Raw genomic sequence first — 24,887 nt, forward strand, 5'->3', positions numbered from 1 at the left:
CGGCGTGATGCGCGCTCGGGATCTGGACGAGGCGATCGAGTTTCAGAACACTCCTTTATATGGGCTGACTGCGGGGCTGCACGCGCTGGATCCGCTGGAGATCTCGCAGTGGCGCGATCGGGTGCACGCGGGGAACCTCTACGTGAACCGAGGGATCACCGGAGCGATCGTGCGCCGGCAGCCCTTCGGCGGGTGGAAGCACTCGGTCGTCGGTGCCGGCGCCAAAGCCGGGGGTCCCAACTACGTGGCGAGCCTGGGGTCGTGGGAACCCGCGGGTTCGCTGCTTATAGCCGTCGACCAGTTTCGGTCGCAATGCGCGGACGCGTGGGAGCGAATGCGGTCGCCGGTCGATTTCACTGGTCTCGTCGCCGAGTCGAACGTTTTTCGTTATGTGCCGCTTCGTTCGGTTCTGCTTTGCGCCGGGCTCGCGGCCGGCGAGAAGGAGGTCGAGCTCGCGCTCGCGGCGGCTTCGGTGTGCGGCGTAGCGGTGAAGGTTGTTGCTCACGCGGAGGCTGCCGACGCGGTGCTCGCCGGCGGGGTCGACAAGGTTCGGTTGATCGGGATGGCGGACATGAGGTTGCGGACGGTGGCGCGGGATGCCGGTCTTTGGGTTGATGACATCCCGGTTGTCCTCGACCCACGACGGGAGATCCTTCGGTGGGTCAGGGAGCAGGCGGTGAGCGAAACCCGCCACCGCCACGGAAACGTGACCAACCGCCGCCCGGGTTTGGTGCCGCTCGGAATGCTCTGAACCGAACGGTCAGGCGCTCAGCTCGGGGCCGTCAAAACGATCCACCGTTGCGAATGTTTCGACTTCCGCACGCCGCAGCCTGGTCGGTCGTTTACCGTCCTTCGGGTAACCGAGCACGAGCGCGCCGGCGACCGCCCACCCGTCGGGCGCCCCCAGGACTTTCAGCACTTCCGATTCGCTGTGAGCGAGCATGCTCGTGAACACCCCGCCGATGCCCACGTTGTGAGCTTCCAGGAGGATGCTCCACGCGAACGGGTAGATCGATGCACCCCCGATGAACGTGTAACGGTCGAGGTCGCGATCGACCGCGGCCAGGCCGCGAAGGTTTGCTAGGAGCACAAGGATCACCGGAGCGGAGTCGAGGTTCTCGGCGAACCCGGCCGGTCCGGCTGCCGACTGGGCAGCGATCTTCGGCGCCTCTTGCAACGCGCGGGCCTCGGCCTCCCGATCGGTGACCGGTGCCCACGGAACCAGCCCGGCCGAACCCAGCGCCATGTACTCGTACCAGCCTTCGAGGTAGAGGTCGCGCAGACGGCGCTTGGTATCACGGTCCTTGACGAGGATCACCTTCCACGCTTGGCGGTTACCTCCGCTCGGGGCGTAGCGGGCCACATCGAGTATGCGATAGACGACCTCGTCGGGCACCGGGTGCTCGGCGAAGTCGCGTACTGCCCCTGTCGTCTGGAGAGCCCGTTCCAGGTCCATAAGAAAAGGTATCCCGCTTCGCTACTCGACCCTGCGCAGCAACACTTCCTGGGCGACCGTGGCGAGATGGGTGCCGTCGGACGCGTAAACCTGGCCCACCGCCAAGCCTCGAGGCGTGCCTAAACCTTCGCAGCGAAAGTCGTGCAGCTGCCAGGCGTCCGCCGGAAACGGATGATGGAACCAGATGGCGTGGTCCAGGCTGATCCCGTTCCAGTGGCGTCCGGCGACGCCATCCAAGGACTGCTGCTGCGAACGGACTGCGTCTGTCGCGAGGTCGTCGGACAGATAGGCGAGAGCCGACGCGGCCAGGACCGCGTCGTCTGCTACGACGTCCGGGACTCTGAGCCACGCCATCGCGCGCCCTTCGCTCTCTTGTACGAAGCGGCGTTCGAAGAGAGGGCTCCAGCTGTTGTCGGGGACTGCGTCAGGATCGGGTGTCGTGGGGAACGGGGAGGGCACCCAGTACCGATCGGAGACGACCTGGGTGAAAGAGGCCGACATGTGAAGGATCGCCCCCATCGACTGGCGCGCGACGACAGCCCTCGTGACGAAGTTCCGACCGTTGCGCAGCCGGTCGACGTCGAAGCGGATCGGCTCGCTCGCGTCACCTCGCCTGATGAAGTAGGCGTGAAGGGAGTGGACCCGAAACGCCGGCTCCACGGTCGCCGCCGCAGCCCCGAGTGCCTGGGCGACGATCTGGCCTCCGTACAGGCCGCCCCACGGATAGCTCGGTCCGGTCCCGACGTACATGTCCGGCTCGCGTTCGTAAAGGGTCATCATTTCGGCGAACTTCACCGCGGCAGTCTGCCCGCGGTCAGCGCCAGAGGTCGACCAGGTCGATGCCTAGCTCGGCGAGCAAGCGGCGGAGCACCGGGAGCGACAGACCGCGGACCGTTCCGTCATTACCCTCGATCCTCTCGATCCACGGAGCCGAACGGCCTTCGAGGGTGAACGCTCCGGAAACGTGCAACGGTTCGTCGGTCGCTACGTAAGCGGCGATTTCCTTATCGGAAGGGTCGCCGAACCAGACCGTCGTTCCATCGGTGGCCGAGGCCTCTGATCCCGTCGCGGTGTCGATGACACAGTGCCCGGTATGCAGCACTCCGGCGCGGCCGCGCATCTGCCTCCAGCGGGCGGTGGCTTCGTCGGGGGAGAGTGGTTTTCCGGGTGCCGTCCCCTCGATTTCGAGGAGCGAGTCGCAGGCGAGCACGAGGTCAGCACCTTGGGGCAGCTTCGATGCCACCGCCCGGGCTTTCCGCTTGGCCAGCTCGAGGACCGCTTCGCCCGGCTTCAGGTGATCCACGCCCTCCTCGTCGACGTGGCTCGGGACGATCTCGGGCGCGAAGCCGGCGTCCTCCAGCAGGCGCCGGCGCGATTCCGATGCAGAGGCGAGGACGAGCCGGCGGTCCATGCGGAAGAGGCTAGGGCCGGCCTTCACCGCGTGACCGGGTAGGGAAAAGGAACCAGGGTTCCCAAACTCTACCCACTCAGGTCGAACAGGCGTTCGGTCCAAGGGGCTAACCTTCGGTCAATGACGGAAGACGCGCCGAGATGGGCTCTGGGTCTCGACGAGGTGCAGCGAGGGGCGGTCGAGCACGAGGACGGGCCGCTGCTCATCGTCGCCGGCGCAGGCACCGGCAAGACGCGGACGCTGGTTGCTCGGCTCGCTCGACTGGTCGACACCGGAACCGCGCCGGACCGGATCCTGCTCGTCACGTTCAGCCGGCGCGCTGCGGAGGAGATGATCCGCCGACTGGCACCTTTGGTGGGTCCCGAGGTCGCCAGGCGAGTTCACGCCGGCACTTTCCACTCGGTAGCTCACCGGCTACTCCGGCAGCACGCCGATGCTCTTGGATTGGGGGACGGTTTCACCGTCATCGACCAGGGTGACGCCGCGGACCTCATGCACCTGGCGAGGCAGGAAGTGGGAGGGGCCGAGGATGGGACAGGCCAGCGGAGGCGTCGTTTTCCGAGGAAGGACACCCTGGCGTCGGTCTATTCGCGGGTGATCAGCGCGCAGGAGCCTCTCGGACCCGTGCTGCGCCGGCACTTTCCCTGGGTGCAGGAGCATGAGCAGACGATCGGGGAGGTTTTTTCCGTGTACACCAGCAGGAAGAGGGCACAGTCGCTGCTCGACTTCGACGACCTGTTGCTTTACTGGCGTGCCGCGGCGGCGGATGCCGCGGTGGGCGAGGCGCTCGCGCGCGCTTACGACCACGTACTGGTCGACGAGTACCAGGACACCAACCTGCTGCAGGGCGAGATCGTCATGGCGTTGCGGCCCCGCGGCCGCCAATTGACGGTCGTCGGCGACGACGCGCAGTCGATCTACTCGTTCAGGGCGGCGACTGTGCGCAACATGCTTGACTTCCCGGCGCTCTTCCCCGGAACGACTTTGGTGAAGCTCGAGCGCAACTACCGCTCCACGCAGCCGATCCTCGACCTGGCCAATGCGGTGCTCGCGCAAGCGAGCGAGGGCTACAGCAAGCACCTGTGGACCGAGCAGGCCGGTGGAGGCAGGCCGGTGCTTGCGACGTGCCCCGACGAGGCATCACAAGCTGATGCGGTTGCGGACGTGATCCTCGAGCATCACGAGGCGGGTGTCGCGTTGCGAGACCAGGCGGTGCTGTTCAGGTCTGCTCATCACAGTGACCTGCTGGAGGTGGAACTTCGCCGGCGGGGGATCCCGTTCGTGAAGTACGGAGGGCTGCGTTTCCTCGAGGCAGCGCACATCAGGGACTTACTCGCCGCCTTGCGCGTCCTCGACAACCCGAAGGACGGGCTCGCGTGGTACCGCCTGCTTCAGCTGATGGAGGGTGTTGGGCCGGCGGGCGCTCGGAAGGTGATGGAGCGAATCGGCGTGTCTTCGGATATGGGTGACCCGCTCGCGGTGTTCCTCGAAACCGGCGAGTGCCTTCCCGTCCGGGCTTCGGGGGATTTCCAGTCCCTCGGCGGCGCCCTTTCCGATTGCAGGGGGGAGACCTGGTCTCCGGGCGCTCAGGTAGACAGGCTGCGCGAGGGCTTGGACCCCCTGCTCCGGCGCCGCTACGACAACCCCGATGTTCGCCTACGAGACCTGGACGCCTTGGGGCGGCTGGCCTCGGGCTACGAGACCACGGCGCGGATGGTTGCGGAGCTGACCCTCGACCCGCCGGCGTCGACTGGTGACCTGGCAGGTCCGCCGCTCCTCGACGACGACTACGTGATCCTGTCGACGGTGCATTCCGCGAAAGGAGGCGAGTGGCGGGTCGTGCACATCATCGACGCTGCCGAGGGAAGGTTCCCCTCGGATATGGCGACCGGCAGCCGCGGGGAGATCGAAGAGGAGAGGCGCCTTTTCTACGTGGCGGTCACCCGAGCCAAGGAGCATCTGCATATTTATGCACCCCTGCGCTACCACCACAGCGGGCCGTTCGGGCGAGGGGACAAGCACAGCTACGCGCAGCGAAGTCGTTTTCTGCCGCCGGAGGTCGATCTGCTCCTTGAACACCGCCCGGTGAGAGCGCGAGACGAAGATCTCGCTCTGCCGGCGCCGGCGGTGGCCTTGCCGGCGGCGGTCGACGAGTCGCTCAGGGGGCTGTGGTAGGCGCCGTCGTGGGCAGGGAGGTGGGTGCAGGCGAAGAAAGGCCGCCGAGGCCCGAGGGCCTCGGGCAACCCGCCGCCCTTCGGGCAGCGGGTTATCGGTTGCTGCTCGAACGCCCGTTGCGGGGCGGGGGACGCCGACGCTCGTTTCCTCGGCGATGAGGAGTGGTAGATCAGTCCTTGGTCGCCACGAAGTTCGGGGTCACATTCGACACCGGTTCGAATCGGTCGGATTGCACGTCATGAGCGTCGCCCCTGATCGAGCTGACCAGCGCTTCTCGGCACGACCCACACGGACCCCAGAACCTCTCGGTCACCTCGGCGTTGCACCGGGGGCAGCTGAAGGTGGAGCTATCGGACAGTGAGATGTCGTCGGCCATGGTGGGTCTGGAACCGTAACGCGCTCATAAGGCCAGCCGGTGGATGCCCCCGCTGATCAGGAAAGGCCGAGCGCTGCAGAGCAAGCCGGCCACTGGCCCCAGCCCGACTCAGACTGGAGCTTCTGGGCCGCCTGGTCCTGCATCCCTGGAGGTTCGAGGTCGGCGCGCCCGGGGTAGCCGAGGTTGCTCCACGTCGACTGGCTGAACTGGTAGGCCCCGTAGAAGCCGTTGCCGGTGTTGGCCTGGTAGTTGTCGCCCGACTCGCATTGGCGAAGCTGGAGCCAGACGCCCCCGGCGCCCCCGCCCGAAACTAGGGAGCGGACGACGGTCACGATGCCGCCGTTCACCGGCAGACCTTGCGTCCGGGCAGCCTCGAGGGACCCGAGCTTGCTCTGCAGGCTCGTTAACTGAGCCTGCTCGGCCTCGGCCTCTCGGAGGGCCGCCGCCCTGACGGCGGAAACCTTGTCGGCGGCAGCCTGGGTGGCCAGCTCCTGGCGCTCCAGGTTGGCCGCCGCGGCGCTCAGCTGGGTCTGCTCGAAGCGGTACTGGTCGACGGTGTCGGTCATGTCACCAGTCGCCACCTGCAGGTATTCGGCCCGGATCGAGGGATCCGCGCCCGCGGGCAGGTTTCCGGTCGAGGTGACCGTCCCGCCGGTGTAGCTCAGGATCGCCTCCTTGCGCAGCGCATTCTCGTCGGTCGAGACCTTCTCTCGAAGTTGGGCGATCTGCGCCTCGTCTGAGGCCACCTGCTGGCCCAGTATCTCGGCCTGCAGGCTCGCCTGGTCGTAGGCGAGTGCGAGGCTGTGGATGGCGCTGGCGCCGGCCGAGACCTGGCCCTGCAGGGCCGCGATCTGCTGTTTTGTGGCCCCGATCTGGGCGCCGCCGTTTCCGCTCGGATCCGCGCCCGCCCACGTGGAGGGCCCCAATCCCGACAGCACCAGGGGCGCGCCGAACAAGACAACGGCAACGATCCTTCCTGCCATCGTCCGCTTCACGAAGCCACGTCCGCGAAAGCCGGAGGCGGGCGCGGCTCGTAGGAGCCTCGCGATGCGTATCAAGTCGGTGGACGAACCTAGCCGCCTTCCCGCGGCCGAGTCCAACTGCGGGAGCCCCCGCAGGGACGCGGCAACCATTCGTAGCCAATACCCGCCGGCGCCCCCGGCGAATCGCCGCTAGGGGGCGCCCAGGACTGCTCGCACGGCCACCGTCGAGGACCCGAAGTCCGATCCGGAGAAAATTCTCCGTCTTCCTAGCCGCCCTACCCTGACCGGTCATGGGCAGCCCCGGGAGGCCGTTTCTCAACCCGAGGTACCAAGCCTTCGGGACGACAGTTTTCGCGGAGATGTCCGCTTTGGCAGAGAGGACGGGCTCGATCAACCTCGGCCAGGGTTTTCCGGACGAGGACGGGCCACCGGAGGTCCTCGAGGCAGCAGTCGAGGCGATCCGGTCCGGCCGCAACCAGTACCCGCCGGGCATCGGCGCCGCCGAGCTCCGCCACGCGATCGCAGGTCACCAGAAGCGGTTCTACGGGGTGGATGTCGACCCGGACACGCAGGTGCTGGTCACCGCGGGGGCGACCGAAGCGATCACCGCGGCTGTCATAGCTCTCTGCGACCGGGGCGACGAGGTGATCCTGTTCGAGCCCTTCTACGACTCTTACAAGGCCGCGGTCGCCATCGCCGGCGCCCAGCCTGTCCCGGTTCCGCTCGAGCCGCCGGTTTGGACGTTCGACCCCGACCGGCTCGCGGCCGCCATCACCCCCCGGACCCGGCTGATCATCGTCAACTCTCCGCACAACCCCACCGGAACCGTTTTCCCTCGCGACCTGCTGGAGGCCGTCGCCCGTCTGTGCGCCGAACGCGACCTGATCGCGGTCACCGACGAGGTCTACGAGCACCTGATCTTCGACGGGAATCACATTCCGCTGGCCACCCTGCCCGGCATGGCTGAGCGCACCGTGTCCATCTCCAGCGCCGGCAAGACCTTCTCGGTCACTGGGTGGAAGGTCGGCTGGGTGACCGGCACACCCGAGCTCGTCGGCGCGGTCCGCGCCGTTAAGCAGTTCCTCACTTACGTAAACGCGGGTCCCTTCCAGCCGGCCGTGGCGGCCGGACTGTCGCTTCCCGACACCTACTTCCGAGGCGCCGCCGACGCTTTGAAGCAGCGCCGGGACATTCTCTGCGCGGGCCTCGAAAAGGCAGGGCTCGAGGTCCACCGGCCGGCCGCCACCTACTTCGTCGTGGCCGACATCAGCCCGTTGGGAGAAAAAGACGGACGCGAGTTCTGCCTCAACCTCCCCGCGCGCTCCAGCGTGGTTGCGGTTCCCGCATCGGCGTTCTACGACGACCCGACTGCACCGCGACCGCTCGTTCGCTTCGCGTTCTGCAAGCGCCTCGAAGTTCTCGAGGAAGCCGCGCGCAGGCTCGCGCTCGTATCGAAGTAAGGCCCGCCCAGCTACCCTGGCCCCCTGATGGCAGAACGCTTTGGTGACGTGACAGTGGATGTCGGCGAAGACTTCGTTGCAGAGGTTGAGATCCATCGCCCACCAAACAACTTCTTCGATGCCTCGCTCATCCGCAACCTCGCCGACGCTTACTCGGCGCTCGACAAAGATCCCTCCTGCCGCGCGATCCTCCTCTGCTCCGAAGGAAAGCATTTCTGCGCCGGCGCTGATTTTCATCAGGAGAGCGACGCCGCGCCTCTGCCCACGGAGGGCGTGATGACCCTCTACCAAGAAGCCGTTCGGCTCTTCCGGGCGGAACTCCCCGTGGTCGTAGCCGTCCAGGGCGCTGCCATCGGTGGCGGGCTCGGCGTGGCTTGTTCGGCCGACTTTCGTGTGGGAGCCCCCGAAGCGCGCTTCGCGGCCAACTTCGCGCGGCTCGGCTTTCATCAGGGTTTCGGTTTGACCGTCACGTTGCCGCGCATTGTCGGGGAGCAGCGCGCGCTCGAGATGCTTTACACGGGCCGGCGGATCGGCGGCGAAGAGTCGGCGCGCATTGGCCTGCTCGACCGGCTTGCACCCCTTGACGGCCTGCGCGCCGCGGCGAGGGAGCTGGCCAGGGAGATCGCCGGCTCGGCGCCCCTCGCGGTCCGGTCGATCCGTCAGACGATGCGCGGGAATCTGGCCGACGAGGTTGCTCGCGCGACCGAGCGGGAGGACGCCGAGCAGACCCGCCTTCGCACCACCGCCGACTTCGCCGAAGGCACCAAGGCAAGCTTCGAGAGACGGGATCCGGTCTTCACCGGGCGCTGACCGCCGGCTTCCTCGCAGCAGCGGGGAGCCTTAGTGGGTAGCGAAAATCGACCATGATCGATTTTCCCTACCCGGCCGTGCTCAGTGGACCCGGTGGTACGCCCAGTCGAGACCCAGGATTACCGCGGCCGCCAGCAACGCCACCATCACGACGGCGAAGATGAGATCCGCCTTACGGGTGAGCAGTCCGTAGATTCCGAGCAGCTGCGCCACCCCGAGACAAATGCCTGCAAGAACCAAAAGACTCACGCGTTGTCGGGGCCGGCGATACGCATCCGAGTAAGGGTAATGGCGCGACCTCGGCCGCGGCCAGCACCCCCTTCATTCCCCTCAGGGAATAGGCGGGGTCCACAGGTCGAGAGCGTCCTCGGCCAGCCACTCGATGTTGCCGTCGCGAACGCCGCTCGACGACACGATTCCGTGCTCCAAAGGAAGTTGCAGCACCAGCGCGCCGGCGGGAAGGTCCGCAGGCACGACGCCGTGTCGTGGCGCGAGGAGTACGCGGGGAAGCAGGGCCACGGCAGCATCACGCGCGGAGCCCGACCCGCCGTACCAGCCGGGATCGGTGACCTGGAGCCACTTGTCGCTGCCGAGCACCACCGCGTCGTAGCCGGCGGCGATGTCGGAGATCAGGCCGCCGTCGTTGACGGCGACCGAGAGCCATGTCCTCGTTGCTGCGACCGCGTCGAGGAGCCGGACACGTTGGTCGAGCTGAGAGACGCCCGAGTCCTTTTTTCCGAGTGGGGAGTTCGAGACAGCGAGGACGAGCCGGTCGAGGCCACCCTGCCGCCACGCCGCCTCGGCGATCGCCACGTGGGCGACCGTCGGAGGGTCGAACGTGCCCGGGTAGACCCCGACCGTCTCGCTCACGATCGGCTCAGTACCGGTACAGCTCCGACTTGAACGGACCGCCCGGGTCGACTCCGAGGTACGCGGCCTGCTTGTCGGTCATCTGGGTCAGCCGGACGCCGAGCTTGTCGAGGTGCAGCCGGGCGACCTTCTCGTCGAGGTGCCGGGGAAGCACGTACACACCGGTCGGATAGTGCTCGGTCCGGGTGAACAGCTCGATCTGCGCGAGAACCTGGTTGGTGAAACTCGCCGACATGACGAAGCTCGGATGCCCGGTTGCGCAGCCCAGGTTCACCAGACGTCCTTCGGCGAGGATTATCACCGAGTGCCCGTCGGGAAAGTCCCAAGAGTCGACTTGTGGCTTGATGTTGGTGCGCTTTATGCCGGGGAAACGGGCTAGGCCGGCCATGTCGATCTCGTTGTCGAAGTGGCCGATGTTGCACACGATCGCGTTGTGCTTCATCCGAGACATCAGGTCGACGGGGATGATGTCGCGGTTGCCGGTGGCGGTCACGAATACGTCTGCTGTGCCGACGACGTCGTCGAGGGTGAGCACCTGGTAGCCCTCCATCGCGGCCTGCAAAGCACAGATCGGGTCGACCTCGGTGACGATGACGCGGGCACCTTGGCCGCGGAGCGATTGCGCGCACCCCTTGCCCACGTCCCCGAATCCGCAGACCACCGCGACCTTGCCGGCGATCATCACATCGGTGGCCCGGTTGATGCCGTCGATGAGCGAGTGACGGCAACCGTAGAGGTTGTCGAACTTCGACTTGGTCACCGAGTCGTTGACGTTGATGGCGGGGAACAGCAGGGTTCCCTCCTCGTGACGTTGATAGAGACGGTGGACGCCTGTGGTGGTTTCCTCGGTTACGCCTTTGATCGCCTCTGCAGTTCGGGTCCAAAGCTTGCCGTCTTCGCGCAGCGTCTTGTTCAGCGTGCCGAGGATGATGCCGTACTCCTCCGAGTCTTCCGGACCGAGGTCGGGGGTCTTCCCGTCGCGCTCGGACTCGACACCGAGATGCACCAGCAAAGTGGCGTCGCCACCATCGTCGAGGATCATGTTGGGGCCCTCTCCATCGGGCCACCGGAGAGCCTGTTCGGTGGACCACCAGTACTCCTCGAGGGTCTCACCCTTCCAGGCGAAGACTGGGATGCCCGCCTTGGCGATCGCCGCCGCAGCGTGATCCTGCGTGGAGAAGATGTTGCAACTCGCCCAGCGAACCTCGGCGCCTAGATGGACGAGGGTCTCGATGAGCACGGCCGTCTGGACGGTCATGTGCAGCGAGCCGCTGATGCGTGCGCCGGCGAGTGGCTTGCTGTCGCCGTATTCGGCCCGCAGCGACATCAGGCCGGGCATCTCCACCTCGGCGAGGTTGATCTCCCTGCGGCCGAAGTCGGCGAGGCTGATGTCGGCGACCTTGTATGGGGGAGAGGACGGGTCGGCCATTGGTGGCCTCCTTTTTTGATGAGTTCCAGGTCTTGACGGGATCGGCTTTGCGTGGGACGAGTCGCTCTCCGGTAGATGGTTTTGTGGGACATCTCGCTTTTGAGGGACAAATGAGCGGCTAAGCGCCCCGGATGTCCCGAAGAAACCGAATGTCATACAAAACTCAGCTCGGAGCGCGACGCAACACGCTCGCCGGGCCGGGGCCTTCAGGCCCTTCCCGTCTGGTCGGCCCGGACACCGCCAGCATACCTTGCGGTTGAGGGCCCCATCCGTGTCGAACTCACGGTACGTTCAACCCGTGGAAGACGTTCCCGATCGCATCCTGGTCGTGTTTGCCCATCCCGACGACGTCGACTTCGGTGCCGCGGGGAGCGTTGCCCGTTGGACCGACGCCGGTGCCACGGTGACGTATTGCGTAGTGACGGACGGGGCTGCCGGCGGCTCGGATCCATCGGTATCCCGGGACCAGATGCGCGTGATTCGCCGGAAGGAGCAAGAGGCGGCCGCGGCGGAGGTGGGGGTCAAGGAACTGGTGTGGCTCGGGTACCCGGACGGGCAGGTCGAGGCGTCGATCGAGCTGCGCAAGGACATCACCCGGGTTATCCGAGAGACCCGCCCGCAGCGCGTTCTGGCCCCGAGCCCTGATCGCATGTGGGACCGGATCTTCGCCAGCCACCCGGACCATCTCGCGGTCGGCGAAGCCGCGATGTGCGCCGTCTATCCGGACGCCCGCAACATCTTCGCGTTCCCCGAGCTGGCGGAGGCCGGCTTCCAGCCTCACACGGTGCCAGAGGTATGGCTCATGGGGGCACCCTCGTCCGACACCTACGTGGATGTCACCGATACATTCGATCGCAAGATGGCCGCGCTGCGCTCTCACGTCAGCCAGATCGGCGACCGCGAGGGGGAGCTGACCGACTTCGTCCGCACGTTTCTCTCCGACAACGGACGACGGGCTGGATGGGTAGACGGTCGTCTCGCCGAAGGCTTCCGTCGCATCGTTACCGGTTAGATCGCATCAGCACGGCCGGGCGTGGGGCAGGGGCCCCCACGCTCCCGGAGGAGGCCGGGTTAGGGCCCCGGCCGGGCTCGATTACAGAGTTTCCGAGAACGGCTTGTCCTTGTCGACCCTCGGCTCGGGCGGCAGCCCGAGGACCCTCTCTCCGAGGATGTTGTGTTGGATCTCGTCGGTGCCGCCACGAATCGACAACGACGGGCTCATCAAGAACATCGTCTCCCACTCGTCCGGATCATCCGCACCAACGGTTGCTTCCGCACCCTCGGTCGTCATCCCTAGCGATGCCAGTTTCTTTATGAACGCCGTGCCGCGCAGCTTCGACAGCGAATCCTCCGGACCGGGCGGCCGCCCGGCGGCCCGCTCCGCCTTTGCTCTCTCCGCAGACCAGCCGGCGATCCTGTACTCCGCGATCCGGGAGGCGAGTTGATCGCGAAGAACCGCGGGTGACGCTGAATCTGGGATCCTCGCGGCGAGCCGGCGCATCTGATCGAAAGTGACCCCAAGCCCGCCCCCAAGTGCTCCGCGCTCGAAGGAAAGGCAGGTGATCCCGACCGCCCAGCCCTGCCCGATATCACCGATCCTGTCGGTGTCGGGAAGCCACACGTCGTCCATGAACACTTCGTTGAAATGAGCGTCGCGGTTCATCTGCACGAGCGGCCGCACTGTCACGCCTCGCGACGACATGTCGAGACCGAACGCGGTGATGCCCTTGTGCTTGGGAATGCTCGGATCGTGTCTCGCCAACAACAGACCCCACTCGGAGTAATGAGCCCTCGACGTCCACACCTTCGATCCGGTGATTCTCCATCCATCACCGTCCCTCGTTGCCCGCGCCTTGAGCCCGGCGAGATCGGAGCCGGCGTCAGGCTCTGAGAACATCTGGCACCAGATCTCCTCGCCGCTTCGCAAGGGTGGGAGCCAGCGCGCCTTCTGCTCCACGTTCCCGTGGGCGAGAATGGTCGGCCCGACCAGGTCGATGCCGACGAGGAACGGATAAAGGTCCGGTGCTTTGAACCCCGACAGGACGGACCTGACCACGTTGGCTTCGGCCTTGCCGAGACCCATCCCGCCGTACTCGACGGGCCAGGTCGGAACCGCGAACCCGCCGGCAGCGAGAAGTTTGAGGTAAGCGCGCCCCGAGTCGAGGTCGTCACTGCCGGCGCCGAGCACGGCGACGCGTTCCGCGGAGTCGCGGCGCTCGAGCAGCTGCGACAGGCGCGCTCCGGTCTCGCGTCTCAGGGCGTCGAGCTCTTGGGCGTCAGGTTGGTTGGGCACTGTTGATCGAATCTACCGATCCCGAAGGGCAGCAACCGGTCCGGCACGGAAACAGTGAGGCTGGTAAGTCGCCGATCACTTTCGGCGTCACCTCCGGATTCTCTGCTTCGGCCACCAGGTCAAGCACCATGCCCGCGAAGCGCGGATCGGTTCCGGGCGTCGGCGTCCTGATGAGCTCGATGCCGCGTTTGGCGGCGGTGTCCTTCGCGACGAGGTCGAGGTCGTGCACGACTTCCATGTGGTCTGAGACGAAACCGATCGGCACGACGACGACCGTCTTCGTCTTGTCGTTCAGTTCGTTGATCGCGTCGTTGATGTCCGGCCCGAGCCACGGCTGTCCGGGACGCCCGGAACGGCTCTGGTAGACGATCTGCCAGGTGAGCGCGCCGGCGCTCTGGCCGACGACGTTCGCAACGTCGCAAAGCTCGCGTTCATAGTCGGACGCGCCTGCCATGGCCGCCGGGATGCTGTGGGCTGTCATCAGTACTGCAGCATCCGGGTGCTCTTTGAGCGCCTCACGCAACCCGTCGGCAAGTGGCTCGACGAATCCGGGATGGTTGAAAAAAGGTCGGAGTTTGATGACCTCGGGCGCGTCGAGACCGACACGTTCCCGCGCCGCCTCGATGTCCTCGATGTACTGCCGGCAGCTGCTGTATGACGAGTAGGCCGAGGTGACAAACGCAGCAGCCCGTTCGATGGCGTCGTCGCGCATCTCCTCGATCACATCATCGAGGTACGGGTACCAGTTGCGGTTTCCCCAGTAGACGGGCAGCTCGCGGTCTTGCGCGGTAAGGGTTCTTCGGATGTCGTCGATGAGCCGGCGGTTGAGCTCGTTGATCGGGCTCACCCCGCCGAAGCGGTCGTACTGCCCGGCGACCTTTTCGAGCCGTTCCGTCGGGACGGCCCGGCCCCGGACGACGTTCTGCAAGAACGGCATGACATCGTCGGGGCCTTCGGGGCCACCGAAAGATACGACCACGAGGGCATCGAACTTCACCGCCCCGAGCCTACGAGGCGGTGCGGGAATCCGTGCTCAGCTCTGCAACCACACCTCACGGTTCTGGGCGCCCCACGCGTTGCACTGCGCGGCCGTGGGCTCCCAGATGTCGAGGCGGTGACCGACGATCGAGCCCCCGGTGTCCTGTGCGATCCGAGTTCCGGCGCCGTCGACGTAGATGTGGCTTCCGAGCGGGATCACCGACGGGTCGACTGCGACGGTTTGGCTGTTGACCGGGGTGCCGGTCGCCGTGTTGCCACCCAGGTCGTAGCAGGTGACGAGGAACGTGCCGAGCGGCCGTCCCTGCGGCCCGACGACCGAAGCGGCTCCTACGGTTGCCGGGGGATCGGGCGGAGGGGGAGTTGGCCTGGTCGCCGCCCAGTACCCGGCTCCGTTCCGGGCGGCACCGATGGTTGCCACCTGGGTGCCGGACGGCTCGGTGGCGAGCGAACCGAGATAAGTCGCGTCGCCGAAGTTGAAGACTCCGCCGTCGGCCGCGGCGAGCCAGTACCCGCGGCCGCTTGTCGACGAGGCGATGCCCACTATCGAGGCGTTGAGATGCTGAGCGCCGGTGGAACCGAAGTAGCCGGCGTCTCCGAAGGTGAAGACACCCCCGTCGGAACCGACCAGCCAGTAGCCGGCTCCGGTCGGGGTGCCCGCAAGGCCGACGATCGGCTTGTTGAGCTGCACCCCGCCCAACGAACCGTGAAAGGCCGCGTCCCCAAAGGTGAAGACGCCGCCGTCCGACGCGACCAGCCAGTACCCGTGCCCGGTGTGCGTCGAGGCGATCCCGACGATCGGGGAGTTGAGATGCTGAGCGCCGGTTGAACCGAAGTAGCCGGCGTCACCAAATGTGAAGACACCTCCGTCGGAGCCGACGAGCCAGTATCCGTTCCCGGTTGGCGTGGCGGCGATCCCGACAATGGGGGAGTTGACGCGGATCCCGCCGAGCGATCCGAAGTACCCGGCGTCGCCGTAGTTGAACACCCCGCCGTCGCCGGCGGTGAGCCAGTAACCGTTGCTGGACGGGGTTGCCGCGAACCCGGCTACCGGCTTGGTGAGGTTGGCACCCGGTCCGCCGAGCCCGGCGGCCGAGCCGAATCCAGCCACGGCACCGGGGGTGTTCGCCGGCGGTGAGGGAGCGCTGTAGGCGGCGTTGCTGATGTGCAGGGGGGTGTGGACGGCCGGGTTCGCCGACGTCCGCGACAGGTGGGTCTGGTTTCCGAGCAGGAGAAGGGGGCCTGCTGCCGCAGTGGCGGCCACGAGGGCGACCTGCTTGGGGAGGCGACCGGGGCGGCGCCGGCGGAAGCCGGCGGGTCTGGGGCTGGTGCGGCCGAAATCAGGACGGCCTGTACCAACCCCGCATTCGGGCGTGGGACTGCTTTCAGTTGTGTTCACTTTGGGGGGGAACCCTTTCGTCAGCGCGCCGGCCGCGAAGAGCTCTTCAGAGCTGAAGGATTAGGGGAAGCGACCAGCGCGGGCCTCCGCTGGAAAGGGGAATGGCGGAGGTTGGCTTACGGCGCCCCGTCGGCGGTCTCTAGGACGGTCACCCGGGCGCCTTGTCTTTTCTTGGCCGAATAGGTTAACGGCACTAAGCGTTGACGGTACGGATTGTGACAAACGTCACGAGCAGGTAGGTCTACTAAGCCTGGCTCACTACCCGCGTTTGACGGAATCGAATCACCGCTACTCGAGCAACACACCCGGATTGAGCAGCCCCGTGGGATCGAGAGCGGATTTCACTGCCCGCATGGCCGCAAGCTCCGCCGGCGACCGGGACAGGTGGAGCCATTTCGTCTTCGCCCGTCCCACCCCGTGCTCGGCGCTGATCGAGCCGCCAAGGCTGGCGACCAGATCCAGGACGGCTTCGTCGACGGTCTCGTCCTCAGGGTCAGGCCCCACAACGTTGACGTGCAGGTTTCCGTCCCCGACATGACCGAAGAGCACGAGTTGCGAGCCGGGGGCCGCCTTTTCCACCGCTTCTCGCACGCTGTCCACAAAATCCTCGAGCTGGCGGAGCGGCAGGGTCACGTCCAGCTTGTGCGGGATGCCGAGGGTCGAAATAGCCTCCGTGTGGCGCTCCCGGTAGGACCAAAGTCGCTCCATGCCGGCGGGGTCGGTCGCGGCGGCGGTCGCCGACTCATCCAGCTCCAGCGCCATCAAGGCGTCGAACAACGACTCGCTCACGTCGCGGACTCCCGCGCACTCGACCAGCAGGTAGACCGGCCATCGCCGGGGCAACGGATCCCCGGCGCCCGAGTAGGACGTGACCAGGTGGAGTCCGTCCTCGAAGAACAACTCGGCCGCCTGAAGCCCCTCCGCCCGCCGGCGCAGCACGTCGAGCGCGTCCAACGCCGATCCGACGCCACCGAGGCCCAAGAGCGCGACGACCCGCTCGTTCTGTGCCGGTACCAGCCGGAGGCGGGCCGCGGTGACGACTCCGAGGGTCCCCTCGGAGCCGACCATGAGCTGGGAGAGGTCATAGCCGGTGTTGTCCTTGACCAGCCCTCCCAGGCGCGACACCGCCGTCCCGTCGGCGAGGACAACCTCGAGCCCGATCACCTGGGCGCGCGTCGAGCCGTACCGAAGCACGTGCAGCCCGCCGGCGTTCGTCGCTACGAGGCCGCCGACTGTTGCGCTGTCCCGGGCGGCCAGGTCCACGGGGAAGGACAACCCCACCTCACGTGCGGCCTGCTGGAGGCGTGCGAGGGTGACGCCCGCACCGGCGGTGACCTGCGCCGCCACAGGGTCGGGTTGCTCCATCCAGGTCAACCGGGAGGTGCTCAACACGACCGGGGCGGGCCCCGCCGGTCCGGGAACGGCGCCCCCGACCAGCCCTGTGTTTCCTCCCTGCGTTACGACCGGAACTCCCGCGCCGGCGCACGCAGCCACAACTCGTGCGACCTCGTCGGTCGACTCCGGGCGAACGACCAGCAGCGCAGCCCCGTTGAACCTCCTGGTCCAGTCCGTCTCGAACGCCGCCTTGGTGCCAGGATCGGTCAGGACGTGGCCCGGGCCCACGATCTCGGCTAGATCCGTCTCCAGACGGGCCAGGGACTCGGGCATCCAGTCATCTTCGCAGTAACACTGACCCGCCGGGGCCCCTAACCCCGGCTCCTCCGGCAGGCGGGGACCCCATCCCCGCCGCCGGCAGTAACGGCTCCCTTAGCATTGACCACGGCCGAGGGAGGTACCGCCAGATGACCGAGCAAGCAGCCGAGCAAGCAGCCGAGCGTGTAACCGTTGCCATCAAGGAGGGTGTCGCCGACGTGCGGCTGAACCGGCCGGACAAGCTCAACGCCCTCGACCAGGCGATGTTCGACGCGCTCGTCGAGACCAGCGCGAAACTCGCCGCCGATCCCTCCGTACGGGCCGTGGTCCTATCAGGCGAGGGGCGGGGTTTCTGCGCCGGCCTCGACTTCACGTCTTTCCAGGCGATGGCCAGCGAAGGGACCCGGGGCCGGGTGCGGCAGCTCGGGGACCGGCCGCCCGGGCGGATCGCCAACCACGGCCAGCAGGCCGCCTACGGGTGGACGGAACTGCCGGTGCCGGTCATCGCGGCGATCCACGGGGTGGCCTTGGGCGGAGGCTTCCAGGTAGCCCTGGGCGCCGATATCCGGATCGTGGCGCCCGACGCGCGGATCTCGGTCCTGGAGATGCGGTGGGGGCTGATCCCGGACATGACCGGCACCTTCATGCTGCGCCAGCTGGTCGGCCTCGAGGTGGCGAAGGAGTTGACCTTCACCGGGCGGATGGTCTCGGGCGAGGAAGCGCTGAAGCTGGGACTGGCGAGCAGGGTCACCGACAAACCTCGCGAAGCGGCGCTCGAGCTCGCTGCGCAGATCGCCAGCTCGAGCCCCGACGCGATTCGGGCCGCGAAGCGGCTCCTCAACCAGGCCGGCCAGATTCCCCTCCAACAGCAGCTGCTCGACGAGTCCCGGGAGATGGGCGCGTTGATCGGCAGCCCCAACCAGGTGGAGGCGGTGGCCGCATATTTCGAGAAGCGACCGCCTGTTTTCGCCGATCCGCACCTATGACCCGCGGAACCGCCGCCACTGCCTCTAATCTGGAGTCGTGACCGAAGCCCCCGCTCCGATCAACGAAATGGACGACGAGTCCGTCAACCCCGAGGACGCGGACTCCGTCCTGGCCGCTTTCCGCCGCCAGCTCGAAGGTCAGGTGTCCGTGCCGGCCTCCTTGGTCCAAGACACCCTGCTCGACCTCTGGGGAGTACTTCCCGAAGGAGAGTCCAGGACCGAGGTCGAGCGCTGGCTGACCGAGACCCTCGAGCGGAACCTCTACGCGGTCTCCGACGTCGACGCGAGGCTTTCGACCGTCTTCTCGGACAACTGACCAGAGCCGATCACAACTGATCAAATCCCGCGGAAGCGGGTACCGTCCTCTGGCGGCGCGCGACTGAGAGGCGTGCCAGGGGAGGAAATGAACGTGGCTGAGAACTCGAACCCTCGCCAGAACGTCACTTTCGCGAGCAACGGAAGCGAGGCTCACGGTTACCTCGCGTTGCCGCCTTCGGGCAGCGGCCCGGGCGTGATCGTGATCCAGGAATGGTGGGGTCTCACCACACATATAGCGAACATCGTCGACCGGCTCGCACAGGATGGCTTTGTCGCCCTCGCGCCCGACTTGTATGGCGGATCCACCACCCACAACGCCGATGAGGCCGGGCGGCTGATGCAAGAGCTGCCGGTGGATCGGGCGGCACGCGACCTCCGCGGTGCGGTCGACTATCTGCTCTCGAGGGACGAGGTCACCGGTGAGAGGGTCGGGATCGTCGGTTTTTGCATGGGCGGGGCGTTCGCCCTTCAGCTCGCCGTTCAAGAAGGCGGGAAGATCGCGGCAGCGATCGCGTATTACCCCGTGGGCAGCCTTCCCGATGACTACGCCGGCCTGCAGGCGGCTGTGCTCGTTCACGTCGCCGAGGGAGACCAGTTCGTTCCCGCCAGCCAGGCCGACCAGCTAGCTGAAAAGATCGCTGCCGGCACCGGCCGCAAACCGGAGCTCATCCGATATCCCGGTGGCCACGCCTTCAACAACCACGACAACCTCCTCGGAACCTACGACTCCGAGCTGTCCAAGAAGGCTTGGGGCAGCACGGTCGCGTTCCTAAGACAGCACCTCGGTTAAACCTCCCTGGCTCGGCTGTGCCACCGGCCGGCCGATCCTTCGAGAAGCAGCTCCATCCCGAACGTCGCCGAAAGTGAGGAGGCCGTCAGGCAATCCTCGATCGGCCCAGCGGTCACCAACCGCCCCTCCCTCAGCAACAGCACGTGGGTGAATCCAGACGGGATCTCCTCCACGTGATGGGTGATCATCACGATCGGGGGGCTCGACGGGTCAACTGCGAGGCCTCCCATCCGGGCGACGAGACGTTCGCGACCTCCCATGTCGAGGCCTGCTGCAGGTTCGTCGAGAAGGAGCAGAGACGGTTCGGTCATCAGAGCTCTCGCCAGGAGCACCTGCTGTCGCTCGCCGTCCGACAAGACTCCGAAGGGTCGATCCTCGATAGCCGCGAACCCGGCCTGGGCGAGGAGGCCACGTGCCCGCTCGAGCTCGGCTTCGGAGTAGGCGTGCCACCACGGCTCGAGCGCGCCATGAAGCGCGGACACGACGACCCCTGTAGCGCTTACCGAAGGGACGAGTTTCTTGGCGACGGCGGACGAGACCACGCCTATGTGCTCGCGAAGCCGGCGAACGTCGACGCGCCCAAGCCGGTGTCCGAGGATATGGACAGTCCCTCGAGTCGGATGGAGATAGCCGGATGCCAGCTCGAACATGGTCGTCTTGCCCGAACCGTTGGGACCGAGAACGACCCAGCGCTCGCCGGGCTGGACGGTCCAGTCGACGGAATGAAGGATCGGCGTGGCCAGACGGTCGAGGTCGACTGCCTCGAAGCGAAGCGCGGCTTGGGGACCATTTTTCACGAGCCCCTGAACCTACGCGACGATGAAAGGGTGCCCGGTGTGTACCAGACCCTCGATCAGCGTCTCAGAGAGGCCTTTGACTCCGTCGTGCCGGGAACCGATCCGGTCCTCCGCCCATCGACTCGGCCCGGTATCGACTTCCAGGCGAACGGGGCGATCGCGGTCGCCAAGCGCCTGGGTTCCAATCCGGGGCAACTGGCCGGCGAAGTCGTCGCAGCCGCCCGGCTGGAAGAAGTATGCAGCTCGGTCGAGGTGGCACCCCAGGGTTTCATCAACCTCACCCTCGACGACGGATTCCTTGCACAATCGGTGCAACAGCAAGCCACAGACCAGCGCCTCGGAGTTACCCCGGCGGAAACCCCGCGCACCGTCATAGTCGACTATTCGAGCCCGAACGTGGCGAAGGAGATGCACGCCGGACACTTGCGCACGACGATCATCGGCGACGCACTGGTCCGGATGCTCACCTTCGTCGGCGAGCAGGTCGTCCGCGAGAACCACGTCGGCGACTGGGGAACGCCGTTCGGGATGCTGATCGAGCACCTGCTCGACATCGGAGAGGAAAACGCCGCCCACGAACTGTCGGTGGGAGACCTCGACACCTTTTACCGCCAGGCCCGCACGACGTTCGACGCGAGCCCCGAATTCCAAGAGCGCAGCCGGCGACGCGTGGTCCTTTTACAGTCAGGCGATCCCGAGACCATGCGACTCTGGCGGATTCTCGTGGATGCGAGCGTCGCCTATTTCGACGAGGTCTACCAGGTTCTGGGTGTGCTCCTCACCGACGACGACATCTTCGGAGAGAGCTTCTACAACCCCCAGCTCGCGACCGTCGTCGAGGAGCTCGATCAGAAGGGTCTGCTGCGGGAGAGTGAAGGGGCGCTGTGCGTTTTCCCCGAGGGTTTCACGAATCGCGAAGGCGAGCCGCTGCCGCTCATCGTGCAGAAGAGCGACGGGGGCTATGGCTACGCGGCAACCGACCTCGCCGCGATCCGTGACAGGTTCGGGCGGCTCGGCGCGGACCTTGCCCTCTACGTCGTCGGCGCACCACAAGCGCAGCACCTGGCCATGGTGTTCGAAGCCGGAACCGAGGCGGCCTGGATCCCAAAGGGGAAGGAAGCGGTTCACGTCGCGTTCGGCAGCATCCTTGGATCGGATCGCCGCCCGTTCCGATCGCGCTCGGGCGATTCGGTGAAGCTCATCGAAGTCCTCGACGAGGCTGTCGCGCGAGCGGCTGCTGTGGTTGAAGCGAATACCGAGCTAAACGCGGCCGAGCGCGTTGAGGTCGCGAGGATGGTCGGCATAGGCGCGGTGAAGTACGCAGACCTCTCGACCGATCGGATACGTGACTACATCTTCGACTGGGACCGAATGCTGTCGTTCGACGGCAACACCGGGCCCTATTTGCAATACGCGAGGGTGCGTTGTCTTTCGATCTTTCGGCGGGGAGAGATCGATCCGCAGCCGTATGCAACTGGTGCTGTCCCAATCGTGCTTGGCGAGCCTGGAGAACGAGACCTCGCATTGCAGTTGGCCGGTTTTCCCGAAGCGGTCGGCTCTGCGATCGAAACTTGGAGCCCGCACAAGCTCTGCTCTTATCTGTTCGATCTAGCCGGCGCGTACACCACGTTCTTCGAAACCTGTCCGGTCCTCAAGGCTCCGGATCCCGCGGTTCGCGACAGCCGGCTCGCGCTGTGCGGAATAACCGCGTCAGTTCTCGGCGTCGGTCTCGCGGTGCTAGGCATCGAGACTCCCGAGCGGATGTAGAGGCCGTCGCGATGCCCGACGCGGTACGAATCGAAAAGAGTGGTCCTGTCACTACGGTGATCCTCCACCGACCAGAAGCCAAGAACGCGGTGGACCGGCCCACCGCGGAAGCTTTGGCGCAGGCGTTCCGAGAGTTCGACAACGACGCCGGCGCTTCCGTCGCCGTTCTCTTCGGTGAGGGAGACACTTTCTGCGCCGGCGCGGATTTGAAGGCGTTCGGCAGCGACCGCGTAAATCGCGTTGCCGCGGACGGCGACGGACCGATGGGACCGACACGCATGGTTCTCTCCAAGCCGGTCATCGCGGCGGTCAGCGGTTACGCGGTCGCGGGCGGGCTAGAGCTGGCGCTTTGGTGCGACCTGAGGGTCGTCGAGGAGGACGCGGTGTTCGGGGTGTTCTGCCGGCGCTGGGGGGTGCCTCTGATCGACGGCGGCACGGTCCGGCTTCCGAGGCTCATCGGCGAGAGCCGTGCGTTGGAGCTGATCCTCACCGGGCGACCCGTCCACGCCGGCGAGGCGGAGCGGATCGGCCTCGCCAACCGGGTCGTTCCGAACGGGGCCGCCCGGCAGGCATCCGAGGCGTGGGCAGCGGAGCTTGCCGAGTTCCCGCAAGTCTGCATGCGACAGGATCGCCTTTCCATGCTCGAACAGGCAGGGCTAGAAGAGGCGGACGCCGTACGAAACGAGCTCGAGCACGGGCGGATCTCACTGGCGAGCGCGGAGGTCGGCGATGGCGTCGATCGATTCCGCGCCGGCGCCGGCAGGCACGGCGACTTCACCGCCTAGCCCGCAACGACACCGACCCGTCGGGCCCCATAACACGGACTTGGCCCCGCCTCCTCCGGAGCATGGGAACCCCGCCTCCATGCCCGGCCGTCACACGGACCCGGCGGTTATCCCGGCCTCCTCCGGAGCATGGGGACCCCACCCCCATGCCCGGCCGTAGGATCGGCGTATGTCCATGCCGCCTCGGATCGCGATCGGGCCGAAGAGCGCAGCGTTCGCCGAGAACGCAGTCAGAGCTGGCGGGGGATTACCCGTGAAAATCGACGAGCCCGCCGAAGCCCTCGTCTGGCTGTCCGCGCATGACTTGGATTGTTTGAGCGAGGTCCTCGAGGACCGGCCCGACCTGCGATGGGTGCAGCTCCCCTTCGCCGGCGTCGAACGGGCGGTCGAAGCGGGGATCATCGATTCGAACCGCCTGTGGACCTGCGCAAAAGGGACTTACGCGGAGCCCGTTGCCGAGCACGCGCTGGCCCTCGCCCTTGCCGGCCTTCGCTGCCTCACCGAGCGAATCCGAGCGAAGACCTGGGGTTCACCCGCGGGTGTCTCCATTTACGGCCAACCGGTCACCATCCTCGGGGGCGGTGGGATCGCGACCGAACTGCTGAACGTTCTCCACCCCTTCGCCGTTAGGACGACCGTCGTCCGCCGGCTCGACGTCCCGCTCGCCGGCGCTACCGAGACGTTCACCGTCGACCGGATAGGTGACGCCGTCCGGGGAGCGCGGGTGGTGTTCGTGGCTCTGGCGCTCACCCCGGAGACCGAGCGCATCGTCGACGCCAAGCTCCTCGAGCAAATGGGCGAGCAGGCATGGCTGGTCAACGTCGCGCGCGGGCGTCACGTCGACACCCACGCGCTCGTCGAGGCGCTTCACTCCGGGACCATCGCCGGCGCCGGCCTCGACGTCACCGATCCGGAACCCCTTCCCGACGGGGATCCGCTCTGGACTGCGCCCAACTGCATCATCACGCCGCATACCGCGGACACGTGGGAGATGGTCCTGCCCCGACTGTCCGAACGCATCCGGGATAACGTCGCCGCCTTCGCCGCCGGCGAACCTCTCCGCGGTCCGGTCGACCCGGAGGCTGGTTACTGACCTGGCGAGAGGTTTGCCGGCGCTGCGGCCTGATCCAGCCGTTCGCCGGAAGGTGGCTGTGCGACTGCGGAGGTCTCCTCGACCTCGCCGGCCCACCGGCGGACCCCGTAGCGGACCTCCCGCCGCAGCCGTGGTCGATGTGGCGATACGGCAGTTCGATTCCTCCCGTCGAATCCTGGAAAAAGGCGACGCTCGGCGAGGGAATGACCCCCCTCGTCGAGATCTCCCCGGGTTTGTCGCTCAAGCTCGATCAGGTCTCGCCAACAGGATCCTTCAAGGACCGCGGGGCTGCGGTGCTGGTGTCGCTTGCCGCGGACCTCGGGGCCGGCACGGTCGTCGCGGACAGCAGCGGTAACGCGGGAAAGGCCGTCGCCGCGTACGCGGCGCGTGCCGGTCTGCCCGCCGAGGTCTACGTTCCTTCCGGCACTGCGGAGACGAAGTGCGCCGCCGCTCGAGCTAGCGGGGCCGAGGTCATCGTCGTCGACGGCGACCGGTCGGTTGCGGCTGCGGCCGCGAGGGCGCGCGTCCTGGACCCGTCGGCGTTCTACGCCAGCCACGTGTACCAGCCCGCGTTCGTACACGGGGTTAAGACCATCGCGTACGAGATCTGGGAGCAACTCGGCGGCGCGGCTCCCGGGACGGTCGTCGTTCCGGCAGGGAACGGAACTCTCGTCCAGGCGATGTGGCTGGGCTTTTCCGACCTGAACAGAGCCGGCCGAGTTCGCGGGTTGCCTCACATCGTGGCGGTTCAAGCCGAACGCTGCGCCCCGATCGCGGGTCTTACGATCGCCGAGTCACCGACGGCAGCCGCGGGCATCGCCATTGCCAATCCTCCTCGCGTCGGCCAGGTGAGGGCGGTCGTGGTTGCATCTGGGGGCCAAGTCGTGACCGTCTCTGAGGACGAACTCGAGCCCGCGCAAGACGAGCTGGCGAAGATGGGGATCGCGGTGGAGATCACGTCGGCGGCGGTATGGGCGGCTTGGAAAAGGGGAGCCGCCCCCGCAGACGGATCTGTCGTGATCGTCCTCACTGGCCGCTGA

At 66.7% G+C, this 24,887-nt stretch carries 25 protein-coding genes; 12 read left to right on the forward strand and 13 right to left on the reverse strand.

Annotated features, from left to right (window positions below):
• Window positions 1-751 (forward strand): aldehyde dehydrogenase family protein (locus VFZ97_01005; protein ID HEX6391985.1); only part of this gene is annotated, 751 nt, incomplete at its 5' end.
• Between the two features lie 9 nt (window positions 752-760).
• On the opposite strand, the gene VFZ97_01010 is transcribed toward VFZ97_01005, so the two are convergent.
• Genes VFZ97_01010 through VFZ97_01020 form a run of 3 tightly spaced genes read right to left on the reverse strand, consistent with a single transcriptional unit; the run spans window position 761 to window position 2,867 of the window.
• Window positions 761-1,456 carry a nitroreductase family protein gene (locus tag VFZ97_01010; GenBank protein ID HEX6391986.1) on the reverse strand — a complete coding sequence of 232 codons (696 nt, stop codon included), beginning with the start codon at window positions 1,454-1,456 and terminating at the stop codon, window positions 761-763.
• Window positions 1,457-1,477: 21 nt separating this feature from the next.
• Complete coding sequence (locus VFZ97_01015) at window positions 1,478-2,251, reverse strand: acyl-CoA thioesterase domain-containing protein (GenBank protein ID HEX6391987.1); 774 nt, start codon at window positions 2,249-2,251, stop codon at window positions 1,478-1,480.
• Window positions 2,252-2,270: 19 nt separating this feature from the next.
• Window positions 2,271-2,867: a nucleoside triphosphate pyrophosphatase gene (locus VFZ97_01020; GenBank protein ID HEX6391988.1), complete on the reverse strand. Its 597-nt coding sequence runs from the start codon at window positions 2,865-2,867 to the stop codon at window positions 2,271-2,273.
• Between the two features lie 120 nt (window positions 2,868-2,987).
• On the opposite strand from VFZ97_01020, the gene VFZ97_01025 reads away from it, so the two are divergent.
• A complete protein-coding gene (locus tag VFZ97_01025; protein HEX6391989.1) occupies window positions 2,988-5,042 on the forward strand; it encodes an ATP-dependent helicase in 2,055 nt (684 codons plus the stop codon).
• A 169-nt stretch (window positions 5,043-5,211) separates the two neighbouring features.
• On the opposite strand, the gene VFZ97_01030 is transcribed toward VFZ97_01025, so the two are convergent.
• On the reverse strand, window positions 5,212-5,418 hold the full coding sequence (locus VFZ97_01030; protein HEX6391990.1) for a hypothetical protein: 207 nt from the start codon (window positions 5,416-5,418) through the stop codon (window positions 5,212-5,214).
• A gap of 56 nt (window positions 5,419-5,474) precedes the next feature.
• Complete coding sequence (locus VFZ97_01035) at window positions 5,475-6,413, reverse strand: transglycosylase family protein (GenBank protein HEX6391991.1); 939 nt, start codon at window positions 6,411-6,413, stop codon at window positions 5,475-5,477.
• 278 nt (window positions 6,414-6,691) lie between these two features.
• On the opposite strand from VFZ97_01035, the gene VFZ97_01040 reads away from it, so the two are divergent.
• Together VFZ97_01040 and VFZ97_01045 are read left to right on the forward strand one after the other, a co-directional pair.
• Window positions 6,692-7,861, forward strand: a complete 1,170-nt coding sequence (locus VFZ97_01040; GenBank protein ID HEX6391992.1) for a pyridoxal phosphate-dependent aminotransferase — start codon at window positions 6,692-6,694, stop codon at window positions 7,859-7,861.
• A 27-nt stretch (window positions 7,862-7,888) separates the two neighbouring features.
• The gene (locus tag VFZ97_01045) at window positions 7,889-8,671 is read left to right on the forward strand and encodes an enoyl-CoA hydratase/isomerase family protein (GenBank protein ID HEX6391993.1); all 783 of its coding nucleotides are present in this window, start codon (window positions 7,889-7,891) and stop codon (window positions 8,669-8,671) included.
• 81 nt (window positions 8,672-8,752) lie between these two features.
• Here the strand turns inward: VFZ97_01045 and VFZ97_01050 are convergent, their stop codons facing one another.
• From VFZ97_01050 to ahcY, 3 genes are all read right to left on the reverse strand, one after another.
• Window positions 8,753-8,884, reverse strand: coding sequence for a hypothetical protein (locus VFZ97_01050; protein HEX6391994.1), 132 nt, complete (start codon window positions 8,882-8,884; stop codon window positions 8,753-8,755).
• A gap of 117 nt (window positions 8,885-9,001) precedes the next feature.
• Window positions 9,002-9,541, reverse strand: a complete 540-nt coding sequence (locus VFZ97_01055) for a hypothetical protein (GenBank protein HEX6391995.1) — start codon at window positions 9,539-9,541, stop codon at window positions 9,002-9,004.
• A gap of 7 nt (window positions 9,542-9,548) precedes the next feature.
• Window positions 9,549-10,970 (reverse strand): adenosylhomocysteinase, encoded by a 1,422-nt coding sequence (ahcY, locus tag VFZ97_01060; protein ID HEX6391996.1) that lies wholly within the window; start codon window positions 10,968-10,970, stop codon window positions 9,549-9,551.
• A gap of 298 nt (window positions 10,971-11,268) precedes the next feature.
• Between ahcY and VFZ97_01065 the strand changes: the two genes are divergently transcribed.
• On the forward strand, window positions 11,269-11,982 hold the full coding sequence (locus VFZ97_01065) for a PIG-L deacetylase family protein (GenBank protein ID HEX6391997.1): 714 nt from the start codon (window positions 11,269-11,271) through the stop codon (window positions 11,980-11,982).
• Between the two features lie 81 nt (window positions 11,983-12,063).
• Here VFZ97_01065 and VFZ97_01070 read toward each other — a convergent pair whose 3' ends face one another.
• From VFZ97_01070 to VFZ97_01085, 4 genes are all read right to left on the reverse strand, one after another.
• Window positions 12,064-13,263 (reverse strand): acyl-CoA dehydrogenase family protein, encoded by a 1,200-nt coding sequence (locus VFZ97_01070; protein ID HEX6391998.1) that lies wholly within the window; start codon window positions 13,261-13,263, stop codon window positions 12,064-12,066.
• Window positions 13,247-14,260: a ferrochelatase gene (locus tag VFZ97_01075; GenBank protein ID HEX6391999.1), complete on the reverse strand. Its 1,014-nt coding sequence runs from the start codon at window positions 14,258-14,260 to the stop codon at window positions 13,247-13,249. Before VFZ97_01075 ends, VFZ97_01070 begins: the two co-directional genes overlap by 17 nt.
• A gap of 36 nt (window positions 14,261-14,296) precedes the next feature.
• Window positions 14,297-15,658 carry a 3D domain-containing protein gene (locus tag VFZ97_01080; GenBank protein ID HEX6392000.1) on the reverse strand — a complete coding sequence of 454 codons (1,362 nt, stop codon included), beginning with the start codon at window positions 15,656-15,658 and terminating at the stop codon, window positions 14,297-14,299.
• A 288-nt stretch (window positions 15,659-15,946) separates the two neighbouring features.
• The gene (locus VFZ97_01085) at window positions 15,947-17,326 is read right to left on the reverse strand and encodes an FAD-binding oxidoreductase (protein ID HEX6392001.1); all 1,380 of its coding nucleotides are present in this window, start codon (window positions 17,324-17,326) and stop codon (window positions 15,947-15,949) included.
• 134 nt (window positions 17,327-17,460) lie between these two features.
• Here VFZ97_01085 and VFZ97_01090 point away from each other — a divergent pair, with 134 nt between their 5' ends.
• The 3 genes from VFZ97_01090 to VFZ97_01100 all read left to right on the forward strand — a co-directional run bounded on the left by VFZ97_01090 (window position 17,461) and on the right by VFZ97_01100 (window position 19,405).
• Complete coding sequence (locus VFZ97_01090) at window positions 17,461-18,297, forward strand: crotonase/enoyl-CoA hydratase family protein (GenBank protein HEX6392002.1); 837 nt, start codon at window positions 17,461-17,463, stop codon at window positions 18,295-18,297.
• Window positions 18,298-18,334: 37 nt separating this feature from the next.
• Window positions 18,335-18,613 carry a hypothetical protein gene (locus tag VFZ97_01095; GenBank protein ID HEX6392003.1) on the forward strand — a complete coding sequence of 93 codons (279 nt, stop codon included), beginning with the start codon at window positions 18,335-18,337 and terminating at the stop codon, window positions 18,611-18,613.
• A 93-nt stretch (window positions 18,614-18,706) separates the two neighbouring features.
• Window positions 18,707-19,405, forward strand: coding sequence for an alpha/beta fold hydrolase (locus VFZ97_01100; protein HEX6392004.1), 699 nt, complete (start codon window positions 18,707-18,709; stop codon window positions 19,403-19,405).
• Here VFZ97_01100 and VFZ97_01105 read toward each other — a convergent pair.
• Complete coding sequence (locus tag VFZ97_01105) at window positions 19,402-20,202, reverse strand: ATP-binding cassette domain-containing protein (GenBank protein HEX6392005.1); 801 nt, start codon at window positions 20,200-20,202, stop codon at window positions 19,402-19,404. The two genes, VFZ97_01100 and VFZ97_01105, sit on opposite strands and share 4 nt — an antisense overlap.
• Before the next feature lie 30 nt (window positions 20,203-20,232).
• On the opposite strand from VFZ97_01105, the gene argS reads away from it, so the two are divergent.
• From argS to VFZ97_01125, 4 genes are all read left to right on the forward strand, one after another.
• Entirely contained in the window at window positions 20,233-21,969 is a 1,737-nt protein-coding gene (gene argS, locus VFZ97_01110; protein ID HEX6392006.1) for an arginine--tRNA ligase, read from the forward strand.
• A gap of 11 nt (window positions 21,970-21,980) precedes the next feature.
• Window positions 21,981-22,754 carry a crotonase/enoyl-CoA hydratase family protein gene (locus tag VFZ97_01115; protein ID HEX6392007.1) on the forward strand — a complete coding sequence of 258 codons (774 nt, stop codon included), beginning with the start codon at window positions 21,981-21,983 and terminating at the stop codon, window positions 22,752-22,754.
• A gap of 169 nt (window positions 22,755-22,923) precedes the next feature.
• The gene (locus VFZ97_01120; GenBank protein ID HEX6392008.1) at window positions 22,924-23,847 is read left to right on the forward strand and encodes a D-isomer specific 2-hydroxyacid dehydrogenase family protein; all 924 of its coding nucleotides are present in this window, start codon (window positions 22,924-22,926) and stop codon (window positions 23,845-23,847) included.
• 137 nt (window positions 23,848-23,984) lie between these two features.
• Entirely contained in the window at window positions 23,985-24,887 is a 903-nt protein-coding gene (locus tag VFZ97_01125; GenBank protein HEX6392009.1) for a pyridoxal-phosphate dependent enzyme, read from the forward strand.

The organism is Acidimicrobiales bacterium, assembly GCA_036378675.1.
Classification (GTDB): Bacteria; Actinomycetota; Acidimicrobiia; order Acidimicrobiales; family Palsa-688; genus DASUWA01.